19 protein-coding genes and 1 pseudogene are annotated in these 20585 nt (G+C 68.3%); 16 read left to right on the plus strand and 4 right to left on the minus strand.

The window, feature by feature from the left end; genetic code table 11:
• Positions 1–250 precede the first annotated feature (250 nt).
• The 12 genes from ACWDO5_RS29390 to ACWDO5_RS29445 all read left to right on the plus strand — a co-directional run bounded on the left by ACWDO5_RS29390 (position 251) and on the right by ACWDO5_RS29445 (position 11623).
• Positions 251–1516: a serine hydroxymethyltransferase gene (locus ACWDO5_RS29390; RefSeq protein ID WP_450533429.1), complete on the plus strand. Its 1266-nt coding sequence runs from the start codon at positions 251–253 to the stop codon at positions 1514–1516.
• A 106-nt stretch (positions 1517–1622) separates the two neighbouring features.
• Positions 1623–2954: an MraY family glycosyltransferase gene (locus ACWDO5_RS29395; protein ID WP_450533431.1), complete on the plus strand. Its 1332-nt coding sequence runs from the start codon at positions 1623–1625 to the stop codon at positions 2952–2954.
• A gap of 263 nt (positions 2955–3217) precedes the next feature.
• Positions 3218–3655 (plus strand): hypothetical protein, encoded by a 438-nt coding sequence (locus ACWDO5_RS29400; protein ID WP_450533432.1) that lies wholly within the window; start codon positions 3218–3220, stop codon positions 3653–3655.
• Between the two features lie 228 nt (positions 3656–3883).
• Positions 3884–4693 (plus strand): F0F1 ATP synthase subunit A, encoded by an 810-nt coding sequence (gene atpB, locus ACWDO5_RS29405; protein ID WP_450533433.1) that lies wholly within the window; start codon positions 3884–3886, stop codon positions 4691–4693.
• Positions 4694–4773: 80 nt separating this feature from the next.
• Complete coding sequence (gene atpE / locus ACWDO5_RS29410) at positions 4774–5004, plus strand: ATP synthase F0 subunit C (protein WP_450533434.1); 231 nt, start codon at positions 4774–4776, stop codon at positions 5002–5004.
• Between the two features lie 44 nt (positions 5005–5048).
• Entirely contained in the window at positions 5049–5603 is a 555-nt protein-coding gene (locus ACWDO5_RS29415) for a F0F1 ATP synthase subunit B (RefSeq protein WP_450533435.1), read from the plus strand.
• Positions 5600–6415: a F0F1 ATP synthase subunit delta gene (locus ACWDO5_RS29420; protein ID WP_450533436.1), complete on the plus strand. Its 816-nt coding sequence runs from the start codon at positions 5600–5602 to the stop codon at positions 6413–6415. Before ACWDO5_RS29415 ends, ACWDO5_RS29420 begins: the two co-directional genes overlap by 4 nt.
• Positions 6416–6546: 131 nt before the next feature.
• Positions 6547–8142: a F0F1 ATP synthase subunit alpha gene (gene atpA / locus ACWDO5_RS29425; protein ID WP_450533437.1), complete on the plus strand. Its 1596-nt coding sequence runs from the start codon at positions 6547–6549 to the stop codon at positions 8140–8142.
• A gap of 20 nt (positions 8143–8162) precedes the next feature.
• Entirely contained in the window at positions 8163–9080 is a 918-nt protein-coding gene (locus ACWDO5_RS29430) for a F0F1 ATP synthase subunit gamma (protein WP_450533439.1), read from the plus strand.
• Complete coding sequence (gene atpD / locus ACWDO5_RS29435) at positions 9080–10522, plus strand: F0F1 ATP synthase subunit beta (protein ID WP_450533440.1); 1443 nt, start codon at positions 9080–9082, stop codon at positions 10520–10522. The genes ACWDO5_RS29430 and atpD overlap by 1 nt, the downstream gene beginning before the upstream one ends.
• Positions 10523–10632: 110 nt before the next feature.
• Positions 10633–11007, plus strand: a complete 375-nt coding sequence (locus ACWDO5_RS29440; RefSeq protein ID WP_450533442.1) for a F0F1 ATP synthase subunit epsilon — start codon at positions 10633–10635, stop codon at positions 11005–11007.
• Between the two features lie 166 nt (positions 11008–11173).
• Positions 11174–11623: a DUF2550 domain-containing protein gene (locus tag ACWDO5_RS29445; protein WP_450533443.1), complete on the plus strand. Its 450-nt coding sequence runs from the start codon at positions 11174–11176 to the stop codon at positions 11621–11623.
• A gap of 117 nt (positions 11624–11740) precedes the next feature.
• On the opposite strand, the gene ACWDO5_RS29450 is transcribed toward ACWDO5_RS29445, so the two are convergent.
• From ACWDO5_RS29450 to ACWDO5_RS29460, 3 genes and pseudogenes are all read right to left on the minus strand, one after another.
• Positions 11741–13600, minus strand: a complete 1860-nt coding sequence (locus ACWDO5_RS29450) for a glycosyl hydrolase family 18 protein (protein WP_450533444.1) — start codon at positions 13598–13600, stop codon at positions 11741–11743.
• A 159-nt stretch (positions 13601–13759) separates the two neighbouring features.
• Positions 13760–14074 (minus strand): annotated as a pseudogene (locus ACWDO5_RS29455) (response regulator transcription factor); the annotation flags it as partial.
• 96 nt (positions 14075–14170) lie between these two features.
• A complete protein-coding gene (locus tag ACWDO5_RS29460) occupies positions 14171–14743 on the minus strand; it encodes a cob(I)yrinic acid a,c-diamide adenosyltransferase (RefSeq protein WP_450533445.1) in 573 nt (190 codons plus the stop codon).
• Between the two features lie 310 nt (positions 14744–15053).
• Here ACWDO5_RS29460 and ACWDO5_RS29465 point away from each other — a divergent pair, with 310 nt between their 5' ends.
• The 3 genes from ACWDO5_RS29465 to ACWDO5_RS29475 all read left to right on the plus strand — a co-directional run bounded on the left by ACWDO5_RS29465 (position 15054) and on the right by ACWDO5_RS29475 (position 19035).
• A complete protein-coding gene (locus ACWDO5_RS29465; RefSeq protein ID WP_450533447.1) occupies positions 15054–15902 on the plus strand; it encodes a 3-hydroxyacyl-CoA dehydrogenase family protein in 849 nt (282 codons plus the stop codon).
• 191 nt (positions 15903–16093) lie between these two features.
• Positions 16094–16417, plus strand: a complete 324-nt coding sequence (locus tag ACWDO5_RS29470) for an STAS domain-containing protein (protein ID WP_100109176.1) — start codon at positions 16094–16096, stop codon at positions 16415–16417.
• Between the two features lie 155 nt (positions 16418–16572).
• Positions 16573–19035: an ATP-binding protein gene (locus tag ACWDO5_RS29475; RefSeq protein WP_450533448.1), complete on the plus strand. Its 2463-nt coding sequence runs from the start codon at positions 16573–16575 to the stop codon at positions 19033–19035.
• A gap of 76 nt (positions 19036–19111) precedes the next feature.
• Here the strand turns inward: ACWDO5_RS29475 and nucS are convergent, their stop codons facing one another.
• Positions 19112–19774: an endonuclease NucS gene (gene nucS, locus ACWDO5_RS29480; RefSeq protein ID WP_307661055.1), complete on the minus strand. Its 663-nt coding sequence runs from the start codon at positions 19772–19774 to the stop codon at positions 19112–19114.
• A 241-nt stretch (positions 19775–20015) separates the two neighbouring features.
• Between nucS and ACWDO5_RS29485 the strand changes: the two genes are divergently transcribed.
• A complete protein-coding gene (locus tag ACWDO5_RS29485; RefSeq protein ID WP_450533449.1) occupies positions 20016–20408 on the plus strand; it encodes an SCO5389 family protein in 393 nt (130 codons plus the stop codon).
• The last annotated feature ends 177 nt before the right edge of the window (positions 20409–20585 follow it).

A 20585-nucleotide genomic window follows, 5' to 3' on the forward strand; every position in this document is an offset into this window, starting at 1 on the left:
ATTTCCGCCGGACCGGCGGAAATTCAAGCCCGTTGGGTCTCTTCCCCCGGACGAAGTCTGGCGGAGATTGAGGACAACGCCTGAAGTGCGTACGGGGTCTGGGGGCGCAGCCCCCCGCGGCGGTGCCGCAGATTGAACCCGGTCGGGAAGGGGCAGGTCCGGGGGAAAGATCCCCCCGGCACCGGGCAGGCCGCCACACCCCGGCCTACATTGGAGGGGCCGCAACTCCACGCGAGGCCCGGAGCCCACGATGCCGGTCAGCACTGCACCCACCGCCGCCCCCACGGCGTACACCGACTTCGACGCCCTGCGCCGCCAGGACCCCGAGATCGCCGAAGTGATCCTGGGGGAGTCGGGACGGCAGAGTGACAGCCTTCAGCTCATCGCCGCCGAGAACTTCACGTCGCCCGCGGTCCTCGCCGCCCTCGGCTCCCCGCTCGCCAACAAGTACGCCGAGGGCTATCCCGGCGCCCGGCACCACGGCGGCTGTGAGCTCGTCGATGCCGCCGAGCGGATTGCCGTCGAGCGCGCCACCGCCCTGTTCGGCGCCGACCACGCCAATGTCCAGTCGCACTCCGGCTCCTCCGCCGTCCTCGCGGCATACGCTGCGCTGCTCAAGCCCGGCGACACCGTGCTCGCCATGGGCCTGGCCTACGGGGGGCATCTCACCCACGGTTCGCCCGCCAACTTCTCCGGCCGCTGGTTCGACTTCGTCGGATACGGCGTCGAGGCGGATTCCGGCCTCATCGACTACGACCAGGTGAGCACCCTCGCCCGGCAGCACCGGCCCAAAGCCATCGTCTGCGGCTCGATCTCCTACCCCCGCCACCCCGACTACGCCGCCTTCCGCGAGATCGCGGACGACGTCGGCGCGTATCTCATCGCGGATGCCGCCCACCCGATGGGCCTGATCGCGGGCGGCGCGGCGCCCAGTCCCGTCCCATTCGCCGATGTGGTGTGCGCCACCACCCACAAGGTGCTGCGCGGGCCGCGCGGCGGGATGATCCTGTGCGGGTCGGAGCTGGCTGAGCGCATCGACCGGGCGGTCTTCCCGTTCACTCAGGGCGGGGCCCAGATGCACACGATCGCCGCCAAGGCCGTCGCCTTCGGCGAGGCGGCGACCCCCGCGTTCACGGCGTACGCCCATCGGGTGGTCGCCAATGCCCGGGTGCTCGCCGACGAGCTCGCGGCGGAAGGCTTCGCGGTGCTGACCGGAGGCACCGACACCCATCTGATCAGCGCGGATCCGGCCCGGCTCGGCGTGGACGGCAGGGCGGCCCGCGGCCGTCTCGCCGCGGCCGGACTGGTCCTCGACACCTGCGCCCTGCCGTACGGCGACGGTCGCGGCATCCGTCTTGGCACCGCCGCCGTAACCACGCAGGGCATGGGCGAGGCCGAGATGACACGCATCGCCGCGCTGTTCGCGGCGGCGATGCGTGAAGAGGGAGAGGAAGCGCGGAAGGTACGTGCGGAAGTACGCGCACTGGCCGGTAGATTTCCCCCTTATCCGGGGTAGCCGCGAACTCGTGCAACCATCGCCGCCCCCTGTATGTCCTCAAGCATGTGGCTACCAGAGCTAGGGTGTGTGGCTGAGATGGCCAGCGATTCCTGTGGGGCAGCCCGTGCGTGATTACCTGCTGACGCTCTGTGTCACGGCTGCGGTGACCTATCTGCTGACCGGTCCGGTGCGGAAGTTCGCCATCGCGACCGGAGCGATGCCGGAGATCCGCGCCCGTGACGTACACCGAGAGCCGACACCGCGACTCGGCGGCATCGCCATGTTCTTCGGGCTGTGCGCGGGACTTCTGGTCGCCGATCATCTGCAGAATCTGAACAGCGTCTTCGAGCTGTCGAACGAACCGCGCGCGCTGCTCTCCGGTGCCGCCCTGATCTGGATCATCGGCGTCCTGGACGACAAGTTCGAGATCGACGCCCTGATCAAGCTCGGCGGCCAGATGATCGCCGCGGGTGTGATGGTGATGCAGGGTCTGACGATCCTGTGGATCCCCGTCCCCGGCGTCGGCACGGTCTCGCTGACCTCCTGGCAGGGAACCCTGCTGACTGTCGCGCTCGTCGTCATCACCATCAACGCGGTGAACTTCGTTGACGGCCTGGACGGCCTTGCCGCCGGCATGGTCTGCATTGCCGCCGCGGCCTTTTTCCTCTACTCGTACCGGATCTGGTTCGGGTACATGATCGAGGCGGCCGCCCCCGCGACTCTTTTCACCGCGATTCTGATGGGCATGTGCCTGGGTTTCCTGCCGCACAATATGCACCCCGCCCGGATCTTCATGGGCGACTCGGGTTCCATGCTGATCGGCCTGGTGCTCGCGGCGGCGGCGATCTCGGTGACCGGCCAGGTGGATCCGGACGCACTGAAGATCTTCGAGGGCAGCACCCGCCAGGCCACGCACGCGGCACTGCCGGTCTTCATTCCGCTGCTGCTGCCGCTGACCATCATCGCGATCCCGGTCGCCGACCTGGTGCTCGCGATCGTGCGCCGTACCTGGAACGGACAGTCGCCGTTCGCCGCCGACCGAGGCCATCTCCACCACCGGCTCCTGGAGGTCGGACACTCGCACAGCCGCGCAGTCCTGATCATGTACTTCTGGTCGGCGCTGATCGCCTTCGGCGTCGTCGCGTACTCCGTGCACTCGGCGTCGATGTGGATCGTGATGCTCATCGTCGCGCTGAGCGCGGTGGGCCTGGTGCTTCTGCTGCTGCCCCGCTTCACCCCCCGCGCACCGCGCTGGGCGGAGGCCTTCGTGCCGCCCCGCTACCGGCGCCACGAGACGCTGCCCCAGACGCCGCCCCCGCTCTCGTACAGAGTGGAGGAGCAGACCGAAGAGGTGCCCGAGGAGCGCGCCCCGTTCCCGGTGGGCGTCAACGGGGCGACCGCGATCGGCCCCCGTTCGCGATTCCCGGACCGACGGAAGGCCGGAACGCGCGGCTGATGAGTCACCATATGGCTGCCCAATAGCAGACATACCGATGGCTTGTCCTGCACACACGCGCGCGGTCACTCTCATGTGTGACTGTTGGCACACTACCTGGGTAAAGACCTATTCAAATAGTTTGTGATACGGTTCACGAGACCCGGAGACAGGGCCGAAGGACCGTGGTGCGACGGACCGTTGGCCCCGAGGCACGACTCGGACCGGGATTACGCTCGTCCATGACGACACCACTGCCCCCACCAGCAAGCGGAGCTGCCGCCATGCCGACCAACGACGTCCGGACTCTCCTGCAAACCGCCGTACCCACCGCTGTCGTCGGCGCTGTCGCCGTTGCGATCAGTGCGGGTGTCGCCGGTGGCAAGGGAGCACTCGGAGCGGCCGTCGGCACCCTGGTGGTCATCCTCTTCATGGGGATCGGAATGGTCGTGCTTCAGCGGACGGCCAAGTCGCTTCCGCAGCTGTTCCAGGCCATGGGGCTGATGCTCTACACCGCACAGTTGCTGCTGCTCTTCATCTTCATGGCGGTGTTCAAGGACACCACCCTGTTCAACCCCAAGGTCTTCGCCATCACCATCGTCGCGGTGACCGTCGTCTGGGTATCCGCACAGGCCCGTGCCTACCTGAAGGCAAAGATCCTCTACGTCGACCCCGAGTCCTCGAAGGGCGAAAAGCCCGAGAAGACGGGGTCGGCGTCATGACGGGTAGGGCCGGGATAAATGCCCGTTCGGGATGCTGCTATCGTCCGGTGCCAACTGCGGCACTGCGCGCGCGGGCACCCGAGCTGACGCCTGTCCCAGCGCGAGGCTCGACGCCGATCCGCCGCCCCCACATCCGTAAGACCACCAGTCCAGTGCCGAACCGCGGCTGCGCGCCGCGCCGACACAACGAGGTTGCCGTACCTATGCGCCACGCTGAAGGAGCCCGCGGTGAGTGCTGACCGAACGCTTGCCTTTGACGCGAGCTGCCACATCTTCACCGGATGCGGATTCCCGGCTCCGGGCCTGCACACGTTCATGTACGAGCCCATTTTCAAGGTGGCCGGCTTCGAATTCACCAAGCCGATGCTGCTCGCCTTCCTGGGTTCGGCCGTGGTCGTCGGTTTCTTCTGGGCCGCCTTCCACAAGCCGAAGCTGGTGCCGGGCAAGCTCCAGATGGTCGGTGAGGCCGGGTACGACTTCGTACGGCGCGGAATCGTCTACGAAATCATCGGCAAGAAGGACGGCGAGAAGTACGTCCCGCTGATGGTCTCGCTGTTCTTCTTCGTGTGGATGCTGAACCTCTGGTCGATCATTCCGCTCGCCCAGTTCCCGGTGACATCGCTCATCGCCTTCCCCGCGGCGCTCGCCCTGATCGTGTACGTCGTGTGGGTCAGCCTCACCTTCAAGAAGCACGGTTTCGTCGGCGGCTGGAAGAACATCACCGGCTATGACAAGTCGCTCGGTGCCATCCTCCCGCTGGTCGTCGTACTCGAGTTCTTCTCGAACATGATCATCCGGCCCTTCACCCACGCGGTCCGGCTCTTCGCGAACATGTTCGCGGGTCACCTGCTGATCGCGATGTTCGCGATCGCGACCTGGTACCTGGCGAACGGCATCGGCTTCATCTACGCCGGCACGTCCTTCGTGATGGCCGTCGTGATGACCGGCTTCGAACTCTTCATCCAGGCTGTCCAGGCGTACGTCTTCGTCCTCCTGGCTTGCAGCTACGTCCAGGGCGCGCTCGCCGAGCACCACTGAGCAAGTCCCACCCGCCCACTCCAACCAGTCCTCCGGTGGCCAACCCCCACCGGGTCCTTGAAAGAGAAGGAAGAACCGGCATGTCCGCTCTCCAGACCCTCGCCGCTGTCGACGGTAACGTTGCCTCGATTGGTTACGGCCTCGCTGCGATCGGCCCCGGCGTCGGCGTCGGCATCATCTTCGGTAACGGCACCCAGGCCCTGGCCCGTCAGCCTGAGGCGGCCGGTCTGATCCGTACCAACCAGATCATGGGTTTCGCCTTCTGTGAGGCGCTCGCCCTCATCGGCATCGTCATGGGCTTCGTCTACTAAACCGTATCGACGACAGCCCGATCATTTTCACGGAAGGCACTGATGTGAACGCTCTGTTCCTTGCGGCGGCGGAGGAGCCCCAGCCTCCTCTCATCCCGCATCTCGACGAGCTCGTCATCGGCCTGATCTCGTTCGCCATCGTCTTCGGCTTCCTCGCCAAGAAGCTTCTTCCGAACATCAACAGGGTTCTGGAAGAGCGCCGAGAGGCCATCGAGGGTGGCATCGAGAAGGCCGATGCGGCCAAGATCGAGGCCGAGAGCGTGCTTGAGCAGTACAAGGCTCAGCTCGCCGAGGCCCGCCACGAGGCCGCCCGGATGCGCCAGGAAGCGACCGAGCAGGGCACCGCGATCATCCAGGAGATGAAGGCGGAAGGCCAGCGGCAGCGTGAGGAGATCATCGCGGCCGGCCACGCCCAGATCGAGGCCGACCGCAAGGCAGCGGCTGCGGCGCTGCGCCAGGACGTTGGCAAGCTCGCCGTCGAACTGGCCGGCAAGCTCGTCGGTGAGTCCCTCCAGGACCACGCCCGGCAGAGCCGCACCATCGACCGCTTCCTGGAAGGACTCGAGGACAGCGCTTCGAAGGCCGAGGCCGCGCGATGAACGGAGCGAGCCGCGAGGCGCTGGCTGCCGCACGCGAGTCTCTTGACGCGCTCGCCGACAACACGTCGGTCGACGTGGCCAAGCTCGCCGAGGAGCTCGATGCCGTCACCGCGCTGCTCGACCGTGAGGTGTCGCTGCGTCGGGTCCTGACCGACCCGGCGCAGTCCGGCGAGGCCAAGGCCGAACTGGTGGGACGCCTGCTGGTCGGTCAGGTGGGCGGCGAGACCATCGACCTGATCTCCGGCATGGTGCGTTCCCGCTGGTCGCGGTCGCGCGACCTGGTCGACTCGGTCGAGGAGCTGGCGGCCACCGCCGACCTCACCGCGGCCCAGCGGGCCGGTGCGCTCGATGACGTCGAGGACGAGCTGTTCCGGTTCGGCCGGATCATCGACTCCAGCCCGCAGCTGCGGGCTGCGCTGACCGACAGAGCGGCTCCGGCGTCCGCCAAGAGCGAGCTGCTGCGCAGCCTGCTCGGCGGGAAGGCCCATCCGGTCACCGAGCGTCTGGTTGTCCGTCTTGTTACCCGGCCCCGGGGACGTAGCCTGGAAGCGGGACTCGACTCCCTGTCCAAGCTCGCCGCGGCGCGCCGGAACCGGATGGTCGCCGTCGTTACCTCGGCGGTGCCGCTGACCGATCAGCAGAAGCAGCGCCTCGGCGCCGGCCTCGCGCGGATCTACGGCCGCGAGATGCACCTCAACCTCGACGTGGACCCCGAGGTCCTCGGCGGGGTCCAGGTGCGCGTCGGCGACGAGATGATCAGCGGCACGATCGCGGACCGTCTCGACGAGGCGAAGCGTCGCATCGCCGGCTGACCAGCCACCAACTGAACACAGCAGTACGAGCGGCCCGGTTGGGCCGTGCAGAGATTGCAGAAGATTCCTGGGGGTCGGCCCCCAGACCCCTTAAGAAACTTCGGGCCCAACAAGGAGAGCAGGGAACCCAGATGGCGGAGCTCACGATCCGGCCGGAGGAGATCCGGGACGCGCTGGAGAACTTTGTCCAGTCGTACCAGCCGGACGCGGCCTCGCGCGAGGAGGTCGGTACGGTCAGCAGCGCCGGCGACGGCATCGCGAGGGTCGAGGGTCTTCCCTCGGCCATGGCGAGCGAGCTGCTGAAGTTCGAGGACGGCACCCTTGGTCTCGCCCTCAACCTCGAGGAGCGCGAGATCGGTGCGATCGTCCTCGGCGAGTTCAGCGGTGTCGAGGAGGGCCAGCCGGTGCAGCGCACCGGTGAGGTTCTCTCCGTCGCTGTCGGCGAGGGCTACCTGGGTCGCGTCGTCGACCCGCTCGGCAACCCGATCGACGGTCTCGGCGAGATCGAGTCCGAAGGCCGCCGCGCCCTCGAGCTGCAGGCCCCTGGCGTCATGGTCCGTAAGTCGGTGCACGAGCCGATGCAGACCGGCTACAAGGCCGTCGACGCCATGGTGCCGATCGGCCGTGGCCAGCGTCAGCTGATCATTGGCGACCGTCAGACCGGCAAGACCGCTCTGGCCGTCGACACGATCATCAACCAGCGCGACAACTGGCGCTCGGGCGACGTGAAGAAGCAGGTCCGCTGCATCTACGTCGCCATCGGCCAGAAGGGCTCCACCATCGCGTCCGTGCGCGGTGCGCTGGAGGAGGCGGGCGCGCTCGAGTACACGACGATCGTCGCCGCCCCGGCGTCCGACCCGGCCGGCTTCAAGTACCTGGCGCCGTACACCGGCTCGGCCATCGGCCAGCACTGGATGTACCAGGGCAAGCACGTCCTGATCATCTTCGACGACCTGTCGAAGCAGGCCGACGCCTACCGCGCCGTGTCGCTGCTGCTGCGCCGTCCGCCGGGCCGCGAGGCGTACCCCGGTGACGTCTTCTACCTGCACTCTCGTCTCCTCGAGCGTTGCGCGAAGCTGTCGGACGACATGGGCGCGGGTTCGATGACGGGCCTCCCGATCGTCGAGACCAAGGCGAACGACGTGTCGGCGTTCATCCCGACCAACGTCATCTCCATCACCGACGGCCAGTGCTTCCTGGAGTCCGACCTGTTCAACGCCGGCCAGCGTCCGGCCCTGAACGTCGGTATCTCGGTCTCCCGTGTGGGTGGCTCCGCCCAGCACAAGGCCATGCGGCAGGTCTCCGGCCGGCTTCGTGTGGACCTCGCCCAGTACCGCGAGCTCGAGGCGTTCGCCGCCTTCGGCTCCGACCTGGACGCGGCCTCCAAGGCGCAGATGGAGCGCGGCAAGCGCATGGTCGAGCTGCTCAAGCAGGCTCAGTACCAGCCCATGCCCATCGAGGAGCAGGTCGTCTCCGTCTGGGCCGGCACCACCGGCAAGATGGACGACGTCCCGGTCCAGGACATCCGCCGCTTCGAGTCCGAGCTGCTCGAGTACCTGCGCCGCGAGCGCAAGGAGCTCCTCACCAGCATCGCCGAGGGCGCCAAGATGTCCGACGACACGCTCCAGGCCATCGGCGACGCGATCGCCGCCTTCAAGCGTCAGTTCGAGACATCGGACGGCAAGCTTCTGGGCGAAGACGCTCCGCCTACCAGCACGGCCAAGTGACGACGGAAGGGACCTGACTCATGGGAGCCCAGCTCCGGGTCTACAAGCGTCGCATCAAATCCGTCACCGCGACCAAGAAGATCACCAAGGCGATGGAGATGATCGCCGCCTCGCGCATCGTCAAGGCGCAGCGCCAGGTGGCGGCCTCCACGCCGTACGCGACCGAGCTCACCCGCGCGGTGACGGCGGTGGCGACCGGGTCGAACACCAAGCACCCGCTGACCACCGAGACGGAGGCGCCGGTCCGCGCCGCGGTCCTGCTCATCACGAGCGACCGCGGTCTGGCCGGCGGCTACTCCGCCAACGCCATCAAGGCGGCGGAGCAGCTCAACGAGCGGCTTCGCGCGGAGGGCAAGGAGGTCGACAGCTACATCGTCGGCCGCAAGGGTGTCTCGTACTACGGCTTCCGTGAGCGCAAGGTCACGGAGTCGTGGACCGGCTTCACCGACAGCCCGACCTACGCCGACGCCAAGAAGGTCGCGGGACCGCTGATCGCCGCCGTCCAGCAGGACACGGCCGAGGGCGGCGTGGACGAGCTCCACATCGTCTTCACCGAGTTCGTCTCGATGCTGACTCAGACACCGGTGCAGAACCGGCTGCTGCCGCTCAGTCTCGAGCAGGCCGCGGAAGAGTCCGGCACCAAGGGCGAGATCCTTCCGCTGTTCGACTTCGAGCCGTCGGCGGAGGACGTCCTCGACGCCCTGCTGCCGCGCTACGTCGAGAGCCGGATCTACAACGCGCTGCTCCAGGCCGCTGCTTCCAAGCACGCTGCCACCCGCCGCGCGATGAAGTCGGCGACCGACAACGCCGGTGAGCTCATCAAGAGCCTCTCCCGGCTTGCCAACGCGGCCCGCCAGGCCGAAATCACCCAGGAAATCAGCGAGATCGTCGGTGGCGCCAGCGCCCTGGCCGACGCGACCGCGGGGAGTGACAGGTAATGACGACGACAGTTGAGACGGCCGCTGCCACGGGCCGCGTCGCCCGGGTGATCGGCCCGGTCGTCGACGTGGAGTTCCCCGTCGACGCGATGCCGGACATCTACAACGCGCTGACCGTTCAGGTCGCCGACCCTGCCGAGGACGGCAAGCTCAAGACGCTGACGCTCGAGGTTGCCCAGCACCTCGGCGAGGGCATCGTGCGCGCCATCTCGATGCAGCCCACCGACGGTCTGGTTCGCCAGGCCGCGGTGACCGACACCGGTGCGGGAATCACCGTCCCGGTCGGCGACTTCACCAAGGGTAAGGTGTTCAACACCCTCGGTGAGGTGCTGAACGTACCCGAGGCGAACAACGAGACCACCGAGCGCTGGCCGATCCACCGCAAGGCCCCCAGCTTCGACCAGCTCGAGTCCAAGACCGAGATGTTCGAGACGGGCATCAAGGTCATCGACCTTCTCACCCCATACGTCAAGGGTGGAAAGATCGGTCTGTTCGGTGGCGCCGGTGTCGGCAAGACCGTTCTGATCCAGGAAATGATCTACCGCGTCGCCAACAACCACGACGGTGTGTCGGTGTTCGCGGGCGTCGGCGAGCGTACCCGTGAGGGCAACGACCTCATCGACGAGATGAGCGAGTCGGGCGTCATCGACAAGACGGCGCTTGTCTTCGGTCAGATGGACGAGCCCCCGGGCACCCGTCTGCGCGTCGCCCTGGCCGGTCTGACCATGGCGGAGTACTTCCGCGATGTGCAGAAGCAGGACGTGCTCTTCTTCATCGACAACATCTTCCGGTACACCCAGGCCGGCTCCGAGGTGTCCACCCTGCTCGGCCGTATGCCGTCCGCGGTGGGTTACCAGCCGAACCTGGCCGACGAGATGGGTCTGCTGCAGGAGCGCATCACCTCGACGCGTGGTCACTCGATCACCTCGATGCAGGCGATCTACGTTCCCGCGGACGACCTGACCGACCCGGCCCCGGCCACCACCTTCGCCCACCTCGACGCGACGACGGTTCTGTCCCGTCCGATCTCCGAGAAGGGCATCTACCCGGCCGTGGACCCGCTGGACTCCACGTCCCGGATCCTGGACCCGCGCTACATCGCGCAGGACCACTACGACACCGCCACGCGCGTCAAGGGGATCCTGCAGAAGTACAAGGACCTCCAGGACATCATCGCGATCCTCGGTATCGACGAGCTGGGCGAGGAGGACAAGCTTGTTGTCCACCGTGCCCGTCGCGTCGAGCGCTTCCTGTCGCAGAACACCCACGTCGCCAAGCAGTTCACCGGCGTGGACGGTTCGGACGTGCCGCTCGAGGAGTCGATCACCGCGTTCAACGCGATCTGCGACGGTGAGTACGACCACTTCCCTGAGCAGGCGTTCTTCATGTGCGGTGGCATTGAGGACCTCAAGGCCAACGCCAAGGAGCTCGGCGTCTCCTGAGCCGCTGACTCGTGAAGGGGGGCGGGGTGCGTCCTGCCCCCCTTCGTATGCCTACTAGAATTGACCCAACACCCGGCAGATGTGCCGGGTGGTGACCCGAGGAGCCACCTTTGGCTGCTGAGCTGCATGTCGAGCTGGTCGCCGCGGACCGCAGTGTCTGGTCCGGCGAGGCCACCCTGGTCGTCGCGCGCACCACGTCCGGCGACATCGGCGTCATGCCCGGTCACCAGCCGCTGCTCGGTGTGCTGGAGTCGGGCCCGGTGACCATCCGTACGAGCGAGGGCGGGACTGTCGTTGCCGCGGTGCACGGCGGTTTCATCTCGTTCGCCGACAACAAGCTGTCCCTGCTGGCGGAGATCGCCGAGCTGGCGGACGAGATCGACGCCCGGCGCGCGGAGCGTGCGCTGGAGCGCGCCCAGTCGGACGAGGACGCCGCCGCCGAGCGGCGCGCCGATGTCCGGCTGCGTGCGGTGGCGGTGCACTGAGTACCCCGCCGACAGTCCCTTCGGGGGTCTGGGGGGCGATCCCCGGACAGTCTCAGCCGCGGCCCGGGCTGGATTTCTCCAGACCGTGCCGCGGCTGAGGCAATGCAGGTGCACGTGGGATTGCGTGTGGGACTAGGACGAAAACGATGCGAGGAGGTCGGTGGAGATGTTCCTCGCTCTGCTTGTGAGCGGCCTGGTCGTCGTCGCGCTGGTTGCGGTCGGGCTGTTCGTCTTCGGACTGCGGCGGCGGCTGATCCAGCGCTCGGGCGGCACTTTCGACTGCAGTCTGCGCTGGAATGTCCCGGAGGAGACCGACCTCTCCGGCAAGGGCTGGGTGTATGGCGTCGCCCGCTACAGCGGTGACCGGATCATGTGGTTCCGGGTCTTCTCGTACGCCCCCCGCCCGCGGCGTGTCCTGGAGCGCTCGGCGATCGAGGTCGTCGCGCGCCGTACTCCCGAGGGCGAGGAGGAGCTGGCGCTGCTGTCAGACGCGGTGGTGCTGGGCTGTCTGCACCGGGGCACGCGGCTGGAGCTGGCGATGAGCGAGGACGCGCTGACCGGCTTCCTCGCCTGGCTGGAGGCAGCACCGCCAGGCCAACGAGTCAATGTTGCCTAAATAGGGCTGCTCGTTGGTTGGGGGTGCCCCTGGACGAAGTCTGGGGGAGAGCCAATGTTGCCCAGAGGCATCACAAAGCCCGGGAGACCGTTCTCCCGGGCTTCGTTGTGAGCCGAGCTAGTTCAGACCGCTGTTGATCGCGCTGACCAGCTCTCCGTTCGTCGTGTCACCGCTGAATTCCCAGAAGAACGCGCCTCCCAGGCCCTGCCCCTTCGCCCAGCTCATCTTCGAGCTGACGGTGGCCGGGGTGTCGTAGCTCCACCAGTTGGTGCCGCAGTGTGCGTACGCCGTGCCGGCGACCGTGCCGGTGGCCGGGCAGCTGTTCTTGAGCACCTTGTAGTCCTCGATGCCCTGCTCGTACGTGCCGGGGGCCGCCCCGGTCGCGGAGCCGCCCGGTGCGCTCTGGGTCACTCCGGTCCAGCCGCGCCCGTAGAAGCCGATGCCGAGCAGCAGCTTGGCCGCCGGCACGCCCTTCGCCTTGAACTTGGCTATCGCCTCGGCGGAGTTGAAGCCCGCCTGCGGGATGCCGGGGTACGAGGTGAGTGGGGAGTGCGGGGCGGTCGGGCCCTGTGCGGCCCAGGCACCGAAGAAGTCGTACGTCATCACGTTGTACCAGTTGAGATACTGGGCCGCGCCGCCGTAGTCGGCGGCGTCGATCTTGCCGCCGGACGAGGCGTCCGCCGTGACGGCCGCGGTGACCAGGTTGCCCGTACCGAACTTGGCGCGCATCGCCTGCATCATGTTCTTGAAAGCGGCAGGCCCGCTGGTGTCGCAGGACGCACCGCAGGCGTTGGGGTACTCCCAGTCCAGGTCGATGCCGTCGAAGACGTCCGCCCAGCGCGGGTCCTCCACCAGGTCGTAGCAGGACTGCGCGAAGGCCGCCGGATTCGCCGCGGCCTGGCCGAAGCCGCCGGACCAGGTCCAGCCGCCGAACGACCAGAGCACCTTGATGTGCGGGTACTTGGCCTTGAGCTTGCGCAGCTGGTTGAAGTTGCCGCGCAGCGGCTGGTCCCAGGTGTCGGCGACGCCGTCGACGGACTGGTCGGCGGTGTACGCCTTGTCGTAGTCGGCGTAGGCGTCGCCGATCGTGCAGCGGCCGCCCTGGACATTGCCGAAGGCGTAGTTGATGTGCGTGATCTTGGACGCGGAGCCGGAGGTCACCAGGTTCTTCACGTGGTAGTTGCGGCCGTAGACGCCCCACTCGGTGAAGTAGCCGAGCTTGACCGTGGAGCCGGGGCCGGGGCCCGGGTCGCCGCCACCGCCGGTGGTGCGGACAGCGCGAGCGCCGCTGACCGGTCCTGTCTGGTCGGCGGTGTCACGGGCCTGGACGGTGTACGAGTAGTCGGTACCGGCGGTCAGCCCGGTGTTCGTGTACGTCGTGCCGGTCACCGTCGCGACCTTGGCGCCGTCACGCAGTACGTCGTAGTTCTTGATGCCTGTGTCGTCGGTGGCGGCGGTCCAGGCCAGCTTCACAGAGGTGTTGGTGATGTCGGACGCGCTCGGGGTGCCGGGGGCGGATGGCGGGTTGTCGCCGGGGACGCCGCCGCCGTCGCAGGAGGCGCCGTTGAGCTTGCAGCCGGAGGGGGCGCCGGTGCCGGTGCCGTTGAAGCCGAAGGAGACGGATGCGCCCGCGGCGAGAGTGCCGTTGTACGACTTGTTCTTGGCGGTCCAGTGGGTGCCGGAGCTGGTGACGTCCGCGTCCCAGGCGGAGGTGACCGCGGTGCCCGAGGGGAAGTCCCACTCGACGGTCCAGGAGCTGAGCGATGTGGTGCCGGTGTTCTTCACCGTCCACTTGCCTTCGAAGCCGGTGCCCCAGTCGGAGACCTTGGCGTAGGTGGCGGTCGCCGAGGGAGCGGCCTCGGCGGGGGAGGCGAGGCCGACCATGGCGGCCAGCGGGAGGAGCAGTGCGGTCAGTCCCGCGACGGCTCTGGATCTGAGTCTGAATCTGGTGCTGTGCAGTGGGGGTTGCGTGTTCACGGGTGCTCCTCGAGGAGGTCCGGGCGATCGGGGGTGGTCCGTGCACTGCGCACCCTGCGTGGCTCACCGCAGCGTGTGTTTGCGGTGAGAGTAGGAAGGTCTGGACCAATCGTCAATAGGTCCAGACCAAAGGTGTGAGAGGTGGGGTAGGGGAGGGGATCAGATGCCCAACTCCTGTGCGAGAACCGCGGTTTGGACCCGGCTGTGCAGCTCCAGCTTGCCCAGCAGTCGGCTCATGTGGGTCTTCACCGTCGCCTCCGCCATGTCGAGGCGTCCCGCGATCTCGGCGTTCGACATGCCCTCGCCGAGGCACGACAGCACCTCGCGCTCGCGCCGGGTCAGCGCATCGAGGATCGCGGGGTCGGGCGCGTCCGGGGATCGCGGGGGAGTCGGCGTCGCGAACTCCGCGATCAGCCGACGGGTCACAGCAGGCGCGATCAGCTCCTCGCCGCGCGCCACCGTGCGCACCGCCTCCTGCATTCTCGGCATCAACGTGATCATCGCGGGGAGCTACACGCTCTTCCCGAAGCAGGCCCCGAAGTCCGAGCGCGAGACCGTGCGCATTGAGCGTTAGCGCTCGCCGCCCGGCACCCAGAGCACGTCTCCGACCTCCTTGTTGGCCGTGCGGGCCAGGATGAACAGAAGGTCGGAGAGGCGGTTGAGATACGTCGCGGTGAGCGGGTTCATCGTCTCCCCGTGCACCTCGAGCGCCGCCCAGGTCGAGCGCTCCGCACGCCGTACGACCGTGCAGGCCTGGTGCAGCAGCGCCGCCCCGGGTGTACCGCCGGGCAGGATGAAGCTGCGCAGCTTCTCCAGCTCCTCGTTGAAGCGGTCACAGTCCGCCTCCAGCTTGTCGATGTAGAACTGCTCGACCCGCAGTGGCGGATACTCCGGGTTCTCGACGACCGGGGTGGCGAGGTCCGCGCCCACGTCGAACAGGTCGTTCTGGACGCGGACGAGGACCTTTACGACCTCCTGCGGGAGCTGCCCGAGGGCGATGGCCGTGCCGATGACGGCATTGGCCTCATTGGCGTCGGCGTACGCGGCGATCCGCAGATCGGTCTTGGCGGTGCGGCTCATGTCGCCGAGGGCTGTCGTGCCCCGGTCGCCGGTACGGGTATAGATGCGCGTCAGATTGACCATGCACCCAGCCTAGATTCTGTCCGGTCGATCAGGCCGGATCAGGGGGTGCGGGGGGTGACCGGCCGCGAGACGGCCGCCGGCCGCAAACCCGACGACGTCTCCCGCGAGGCCCTGGACCTCCTCACGACAAGGAGGACGTGCTGGGGGAGAAGGTGCTCAAGTACGCGGTAGGTGACCCCTGATGGGCCGCACCAGTGTGATGTCCGTCATCTGAGACGTGACGCGCATCTCTTCACCGCCACATGGCCGCCCACGAGCGCTAACCTCCGCCGGAGAGCCGCAATGTAAACAGGGGTTAAGGGGTGCCGCAGTGGCCAGGAAGCTCGCCGTCATCGGCGCCGGACTCATGGGGTCCGGTATCGCACAGGTCTCGGCCCGGGCGGGCTGGGAGGTCGTGCTGCGCGATGTCACCGACGCGGCCCTGACCCGTGGCACGGACGGTATCAAGGCCTCGTACGACAAGTTCGTCTCCAAGGGCAAGCTCGAAGCGGCGGACGCCGAGGCGGCATTGGCGCGTATCACCACCACCACCGACCTGGACGCCGCCGCCGACGCGGACATCGTCGTCGAGGCGGTCTTCGAGAAGCTCGAAGTCAAGCACGAGATCTTCCGTACGCTCGACAAGCTCGTACGGGACGACGCCGTCCTCGCCTCCAACACCTCCGCCATCCCGATCACGAAGATCGCGGCGGTGACCGAGCGTCCGGACCGCGTCATCGGTGCGCACTTCTTCTCGCCCGTCCCGATGATGCAGCTGTGCGAGCTGGTACGCGGCTACAAGACCAGCGACGAAACTCTCGCCACCACACGGGAGTTCGCCGAATCCGTCGGCAAGACCTGCATCGTCGTCAACCGCGACGTCGCCGGTTTTGTCACCACCCGCCTCATTTCGGCGCTGGTCGTCGAGGCTGCCAAGCTCTACGAATCGGGTGTCGCGTCCGCCGAGGACATCGACATCGCCTGCAAGCTGGGCTTCGGCCACGCCATGGGGCCGCTCGCCACCGCCGACCTGACGGGCGTGGACATCCTGCTGCATGCCACGAGCAACATCTACACCGAGTCCCAGGACGAGAAGTTCGCGCCGCCGGAGCTGATGCGCCGGATGGTGGACGCGGGTGACATCGGCCGCAAGAGCGGGCAGGGCTTTTACAAGCACTGACCCTCATTGACCGGTTTGGTATCACTCTCTGGAGTGAATTCGGTATCGGTTCGCTTACAGACGGCAACTTCCTTGCCCATACGGCAGTCAGTTGTTGCAAGACAAGAAGACAGAAGAAGCAAGACAGCAGCGCCGACGCAGAAAAACCGAAGCCAGACACAGGGCACTGAAAGCACTCACGGGGAGCGCATATGCACATCAGGGGCGACCACGCCGAGCTGGTCGTCGGGGGCCGCCTCGACGTCCGCAGCGCGGCGGACGCCCGTACGGTCCTGCACTCGGCCGTCGACGACGGAGTCGGCGACCTCGTGCTCGACCTGACCGACCTCGACTCCTGGGATGCCACCGGGCTCGGGGTCATCATGGGCGCGCACAGGCGGGCCGGCCGGTGCGGTCGCCGGCTGGTGCTGCGCGGTGTGCCGCCACAGATGCAGAGACTGCTCGTCGCCACCCGGCTGCACCGCATCCTCGCCATCGAAGGCGGCCTCGCGGCCGAATCGCTCCCTCGGGTGTGAACCGTACGACGCTCGCAATCCTCATGAGACTGTGACGTCACGGGCGGGGTGGCACCCCGGCCGTTCGTAGATACTGAGCGAACGTCTAGGGTTCGGTCGCCTGCCGAATTGACGTACCCGTGTGACAAGCACGGCACATCTGGGGGGCTTGGACCATGGACAACGACAATTTCGGCGAGGGCGCGGGACAGGCGCGACCCCAGCGCGACGCCGGCACACCCGACTTCGGACAGTCCGCGCCGGCGCTCGCCCGTACCGTCCGGCTCGTCACGGGCGACTTCCTGCTCACGGTCAACCCCGTCGACGGCAGCGAGATAGAACCCTGCCCGCCCGGTGGGGGCACCCCCCAGGCCGAAGGCCATGGGGGAGAACTGCCCGCGCGGCCGACCCGGTACAGCGCCGAGGAGCGCACCGAGCGGCAGCGCGCGGCGCAGCCGCCCGTGCCGGCGGGCCCGCCCGCGCCGCGGCTCCCGCTGCTCGAGCGCGACGAGGAGCGCGAGCGGCTGGTACGGCTGCTGGGCCGCGGTCGCTCGGTGCGGCTCACCGGGCCCGCGGGCTCCGGGCGCAGCGCCCTGCTCGACACCGTCGCCGAAGACTGCGCGAACCTCGCACCCGACGGAGTTGTACGCCTCAGCGGCTACCACCGCACCCCCACCGAGCTGCTGTACGACCTCTTCGCCGTCGTCCACAACGCTTCGCGGCACCGGCCCGGCCGGGCGGGGCTGCTCGAGTACGTACGCGACATCGGCGCGATAGTCGTACTCGACGACCTGGAGTTCGGCGGCGCTGCCCTCGGCGAGCTGCTGGATGCCGCGCCCGAGTGCGCCTTCCTGGTCGCCGCCACACCCGACATCGCGGCGCCCGCCGCCGACTCGCACCTCGAAGAGGTCTTCCTCGCGGGCCTCGGCCGCAGCGCCTCGCTGGAGCTGCTGCGGCGCGCCGTGGAACGGCCGCTCACCGAGGACGAGGCGAACTGGGCGGGCGACCTCTGGTTCGAGTCCGAGGGCCTGCCGCTGCGCTTCGTACAGGCGGGCGCGCTGCTGCGGCAGTGCGACAGCCTGCGTTCCGACCCGGAGGACTTCGACGCGTACGGAGCTTTCGACTCGGTGGAGGGTGCCGAGGTCCCGCTGCCGACGCTGGGCGAGGGGGCCGCGCCGGCGGGGCTGCTCGCCTCCCGGCTCAGCGAGTCCGCCCGCGAGACCCTGCGCTTCGCCGTCGCACTCGGCGGTGAGGTCCCGCACCAGGCGCATCTGCCGGCGCTCATCGGTGACACGCGCGCGGACGCCGCGCTCGGCGAGCTGATGAACTGCGGGCTGCTCTCCCCGGTCGGCCCCCGCTACCGGCTGGCGGCCGGCGTGATCGCCCAGCTGACGGAGAAGGGTTACGCCGACGACGCGGTCGCCCACGCCCACACCGCCGCCCAGCACTACGCCTGGTGGGCCGGACACCCCTCCGTCCCCCCCGGGCGGGCGGTGGCCGAGGCGGACGCCGTCATCGCTGCGCTGACCGCGCTGGTTCCGGGGGCGGAGGCCGGACACCCCAGCGCTGCCGTACTGCTGGCCCGCAGCGCCGCACCCGCCTTCGCGGCGGGGCTGCACTGGTGCGCCTGGGAGCGGGCCCTGCGGATCGGCTCCGAGGCGGCCCGGATATCGGGCGAAGTGGCCGAAGAGGCGTACTTCCACCATGAGTTGGGCGTACTCGCGCTCTGCGCCGGCAGCCTGGAGCGGGCGCGCGCCGAGCTGGAGACCTCGATCGGCATGCGCGGGGCTCTCGCCGACAAGCGTGGCACCGTCGCGGGACGCAGGGCGCTGGCGCTCGTCGCGGACCGCGCGGGCGGCCCCGTACTCGGCGGACGCACCCCGGCGGGCGAGGAGGTGCGGGCCGCGCGCTACGAGGAGTCGGCGTCGCCGCCCGGAGGCGTACCGGCGGCTGTGCTGCCGCTGGGGGCCTCGGGACAGTCGAAGCCGCGGGAGGCCACGCTGGTGGCGCGGAAGCCGCGGGAGGCCACGCTGGTGGCGCGGCGGGAGTCGCCCGCGGGCGGCACGAAGCTGCGCGGCGCCCTCTCCATCATCGGCGGCGCCCGCCGCAACGTGGTCGCCGCGGGCGCGGGCGCGCTGCTCGCCGCGGTGCTCGGCACGGTGGTGACACTCGGGGCGACCTCGGACCAGGAGGACCCGCCCGGCGGCAAGGTCAGGAACGGCCAGTCCGCGAACGAGGACGACGCGGACAACGGCCTGCCTGCGGACGAGCCGACCGACGGCTCGACCCGCCGCCCGGGCGGGTCGGACCCGACGGGGACGGCGACGCCGGGCTCCAGCCCGTCGGCGGGCGACCCGTCGAAGCCGCGGACCGAGCCGTCGCCGAGTTCGTCGAAGCCGGGCAGCGAGCCGTCGTCGTCGAGTAAGCCCACGACGAAGCCGACCCCATCGCCGGGTAAGCCGACTCCATCTACCTCCTCGTCTTCGAGCACGCCGACCACGCCGCCGACCACGCCGACCAGCCCGGCGCCGTCGGACACGGCGACCACGCCCGAAGGGTCAACCTCCGCCAGCGCCCCGATCACAACCAGCAGCGCCCCCGCGTCCTCCGCGAGCTCCAGCAGCGCGCCCGTCATCTGACGGCCACGAGAACGCAGGACGACCCCGGGCGGCATCGCCGCCCGGGGCCGTCCCCGTACCCGTATCAGTACTGTCCTCAGAACAGCCTGAGCTTGTCGTCCTCGATGCCCCGCAGCGCGTCGTAGTCCAGCACCACACACCCGATCCCGCGGTCCGTCGCCAGCACCCGCGCCTGCGGCTTGATCTCCTGCGCCGCGAACACGCCCTTCACCGGCGCCAGATGGGGGTCGCGGTTCAGCAGCTCCAGATAGCGCGTGAGCTGCTCGACCCCGTCGATCTCACCGCGCCGCTTGATCTCGACGGCCACGGTCGCGCCGTCGGAGTCCCGGCACAGGATGTCCACCGGGCCGATGGCCGTGGGGTATTCACGCCGGATCAGGCTGTATCCCTCGCCCAGCGTCTCGATGCGGTCGGCGAGCAGTTCCTGGAGGTGCGCCTCCACACCGTCCTTGATCAGGCCAGGGTCCACGCCGAGTTCGTGCGAGGAGTCGTGGAGGATTTCCTCCATCGTAATGATCAGTTTCTCGCCCGCTTTGTTGATGACGGTCCAGACGCTGTCGTCACCCTCTTTGAGTGTGCAAGGAGGGGACATCCAGTTCAGTGGTTTGTACGCCCTGTCGTCCGCGTGGATGGAGACGCTGCCGTCTGCCTTGACCAGGATCAGACGGGGAGCGGAGGGCAGGTGGGCGGTGAGCCGGCCCGCGTAGTCGACGGAGCAGCGGGCGATGACAAGACGCATGGTCGGCAACGCTACTCGACACACGCCGCTGCGCGCGATTCGCCCCGGAAGCCCCGTTCGTAATTGGCCGGTTGTGTTCCCAATCTCCTGGTGCGCTCCGGACAGCGCACTTACGGTGGAAGCAAGAGGTCGTCGGTCGTGCACTCTGCGTCGTCATGCGTCGTTCGTATGCCGTCGTTGTCCGTCATCCTCCTTCCCTGCCCGTAAGACCCCGTTCACCGGGGTCGCGAGAGGAGAACCCATGTCGCTCGACGTCTCACCGGCGCTGTTGGAACAGGCCGAGCGAGGCGAGGTCGACGAAGATGCCTTCGTCGACTGCGTCCGGACCTCCCTGCCCTTCGCATGGGAGATGATCAGTTCTCTGGTGGCTCAGCTGAAGGTGGACGGCGGCGACTTCGCCGACAACCAGACGCCTCCGCCGGACGAGCAGGCACGTGGTCAGCTGCTGCGCGCGCTCGCGAGTGACGCGATTCGCGGTGCGCTCCAGCGGCACTTCGGGGTGCGTCTGGCATTCCAGAACTGCCACCGCGTAGCGGTGTTCCCGCTGGACTCCTCGGTGGATGAGCGGCTCGCCCGCTTTACTTCCGTGCGGGGCCAATTGCTCAACCAGTCGCCCGAACTGCGCGACTGCTGAAGTCTTTTGCTGCCGCTCCGCATCGCGGGAGGTGCGACTGATGTCGGAGCGGCAGCACCTCCCGTACGGCCAGGGCGTGTTTTAGAGGTCCCTCCCCCAGAGCTTCGCCTGGGAGGTGCCCCCACCCCGCGACGCCTGGCACGCACTCCCCAGCTACCGCTGGGAGGTGCCCCCACG

The sequence above is a fragment of the Streptomyces sp. NPDC000880 genome, from assembly GCF_053599675.1.

Bases quoted from the DNA above. Each gene is read 5' to 3' on its own strand.
- ACWDO5_RS29390 (WP_450533429.1), top strand. From the start codon at position 251: ATGCCGGTCAGCACTGCACCCACCGCCGCCCCCACGGCGTACACCGAC.
- ACWDO5_RS29400 (WP_450533432.1), top strand. From the start codon at position 3,218: ATGCCGACCAACGACGTCCGGACTCTCCTGCAAACCGCCGTACCCACC.
- atpE (WP_450533434.1), top strand. From the start codon at position 4,774: ATGTCCGCTCTCCAGACCCTCGCCGCTGTCGACGGTAACGTTGCCTCG.
- ACWDO5_RS29420 (WP_450533436.1), top strand. From the start codon at position 5,600: ATGAACGGAGCGAGCCGCGAGGCGCTGGCTGCCGCACGCGAGTCTCTT.
- atpA (WP_450533437.1), top strand. From the start codon at position 6,547: ATGGCGGAGCTCACGATCCGGCCGGAGGAGATCCGGGACGCGCTGGAG.
- ACWDO5_RS29430 (WP_450533439.1), top strand. From the start codon at position 8,163: ATGGGAGCCCAGCTCCGGGTCTACAAGCGTCGCATCAAATCCGTCACC.
- atpD (WP_450533440.1), top strand. From the start codon at position 9,080: ATGACGACGACAGTTGAGACGGCCGCTGCCACGGGCCGCGTCGCCCGG.
- ACWDO5_RS29445 (WP_450533443.1), top strand. From the start codon at position 11,174: ATGTTCCTCGCTCTGCTTGTGAGCGGCCTGGTCGTCGTCGCGCTGGTT.
- ACWDO5_RS29460 (WP_450533445.1), bottom strand. From the start codon at position 14,743: ATGGTCAATCTGACGCGCATCTATACCCGTACCGGCGACCGGGGCACG.
- ACWDO5_RS29470 (WP_100109176.1), top strand. From the start codon at position 16,094: ATGCACATCAGGGGCGACCACGCCGAGCTGGTCGTCGGGGGCCGCCTC.
- ACWDO5_RS29475 (WP_450533448.1), top strand. From the start codon at position 16,573: ATGGACAACGACAATTTCGGCGAGGGCGCGGGACAGGCGCGACCCCAG.
- nucS (WP_307661055.1), bottom strand. From the start codon at position 19,774: ATGCGTCTTGTCATCGCCCGCTGCTCCGTCGACTACGCGGGCCGGCTC.
- ACWDO5_RS29485 (WP_450533449.1), top strand. From the start codon at position 20,016: ATGTCGCTCGACGTCTCACCGGCGCTGTTGGAACAGGCCGAGCGAGGC.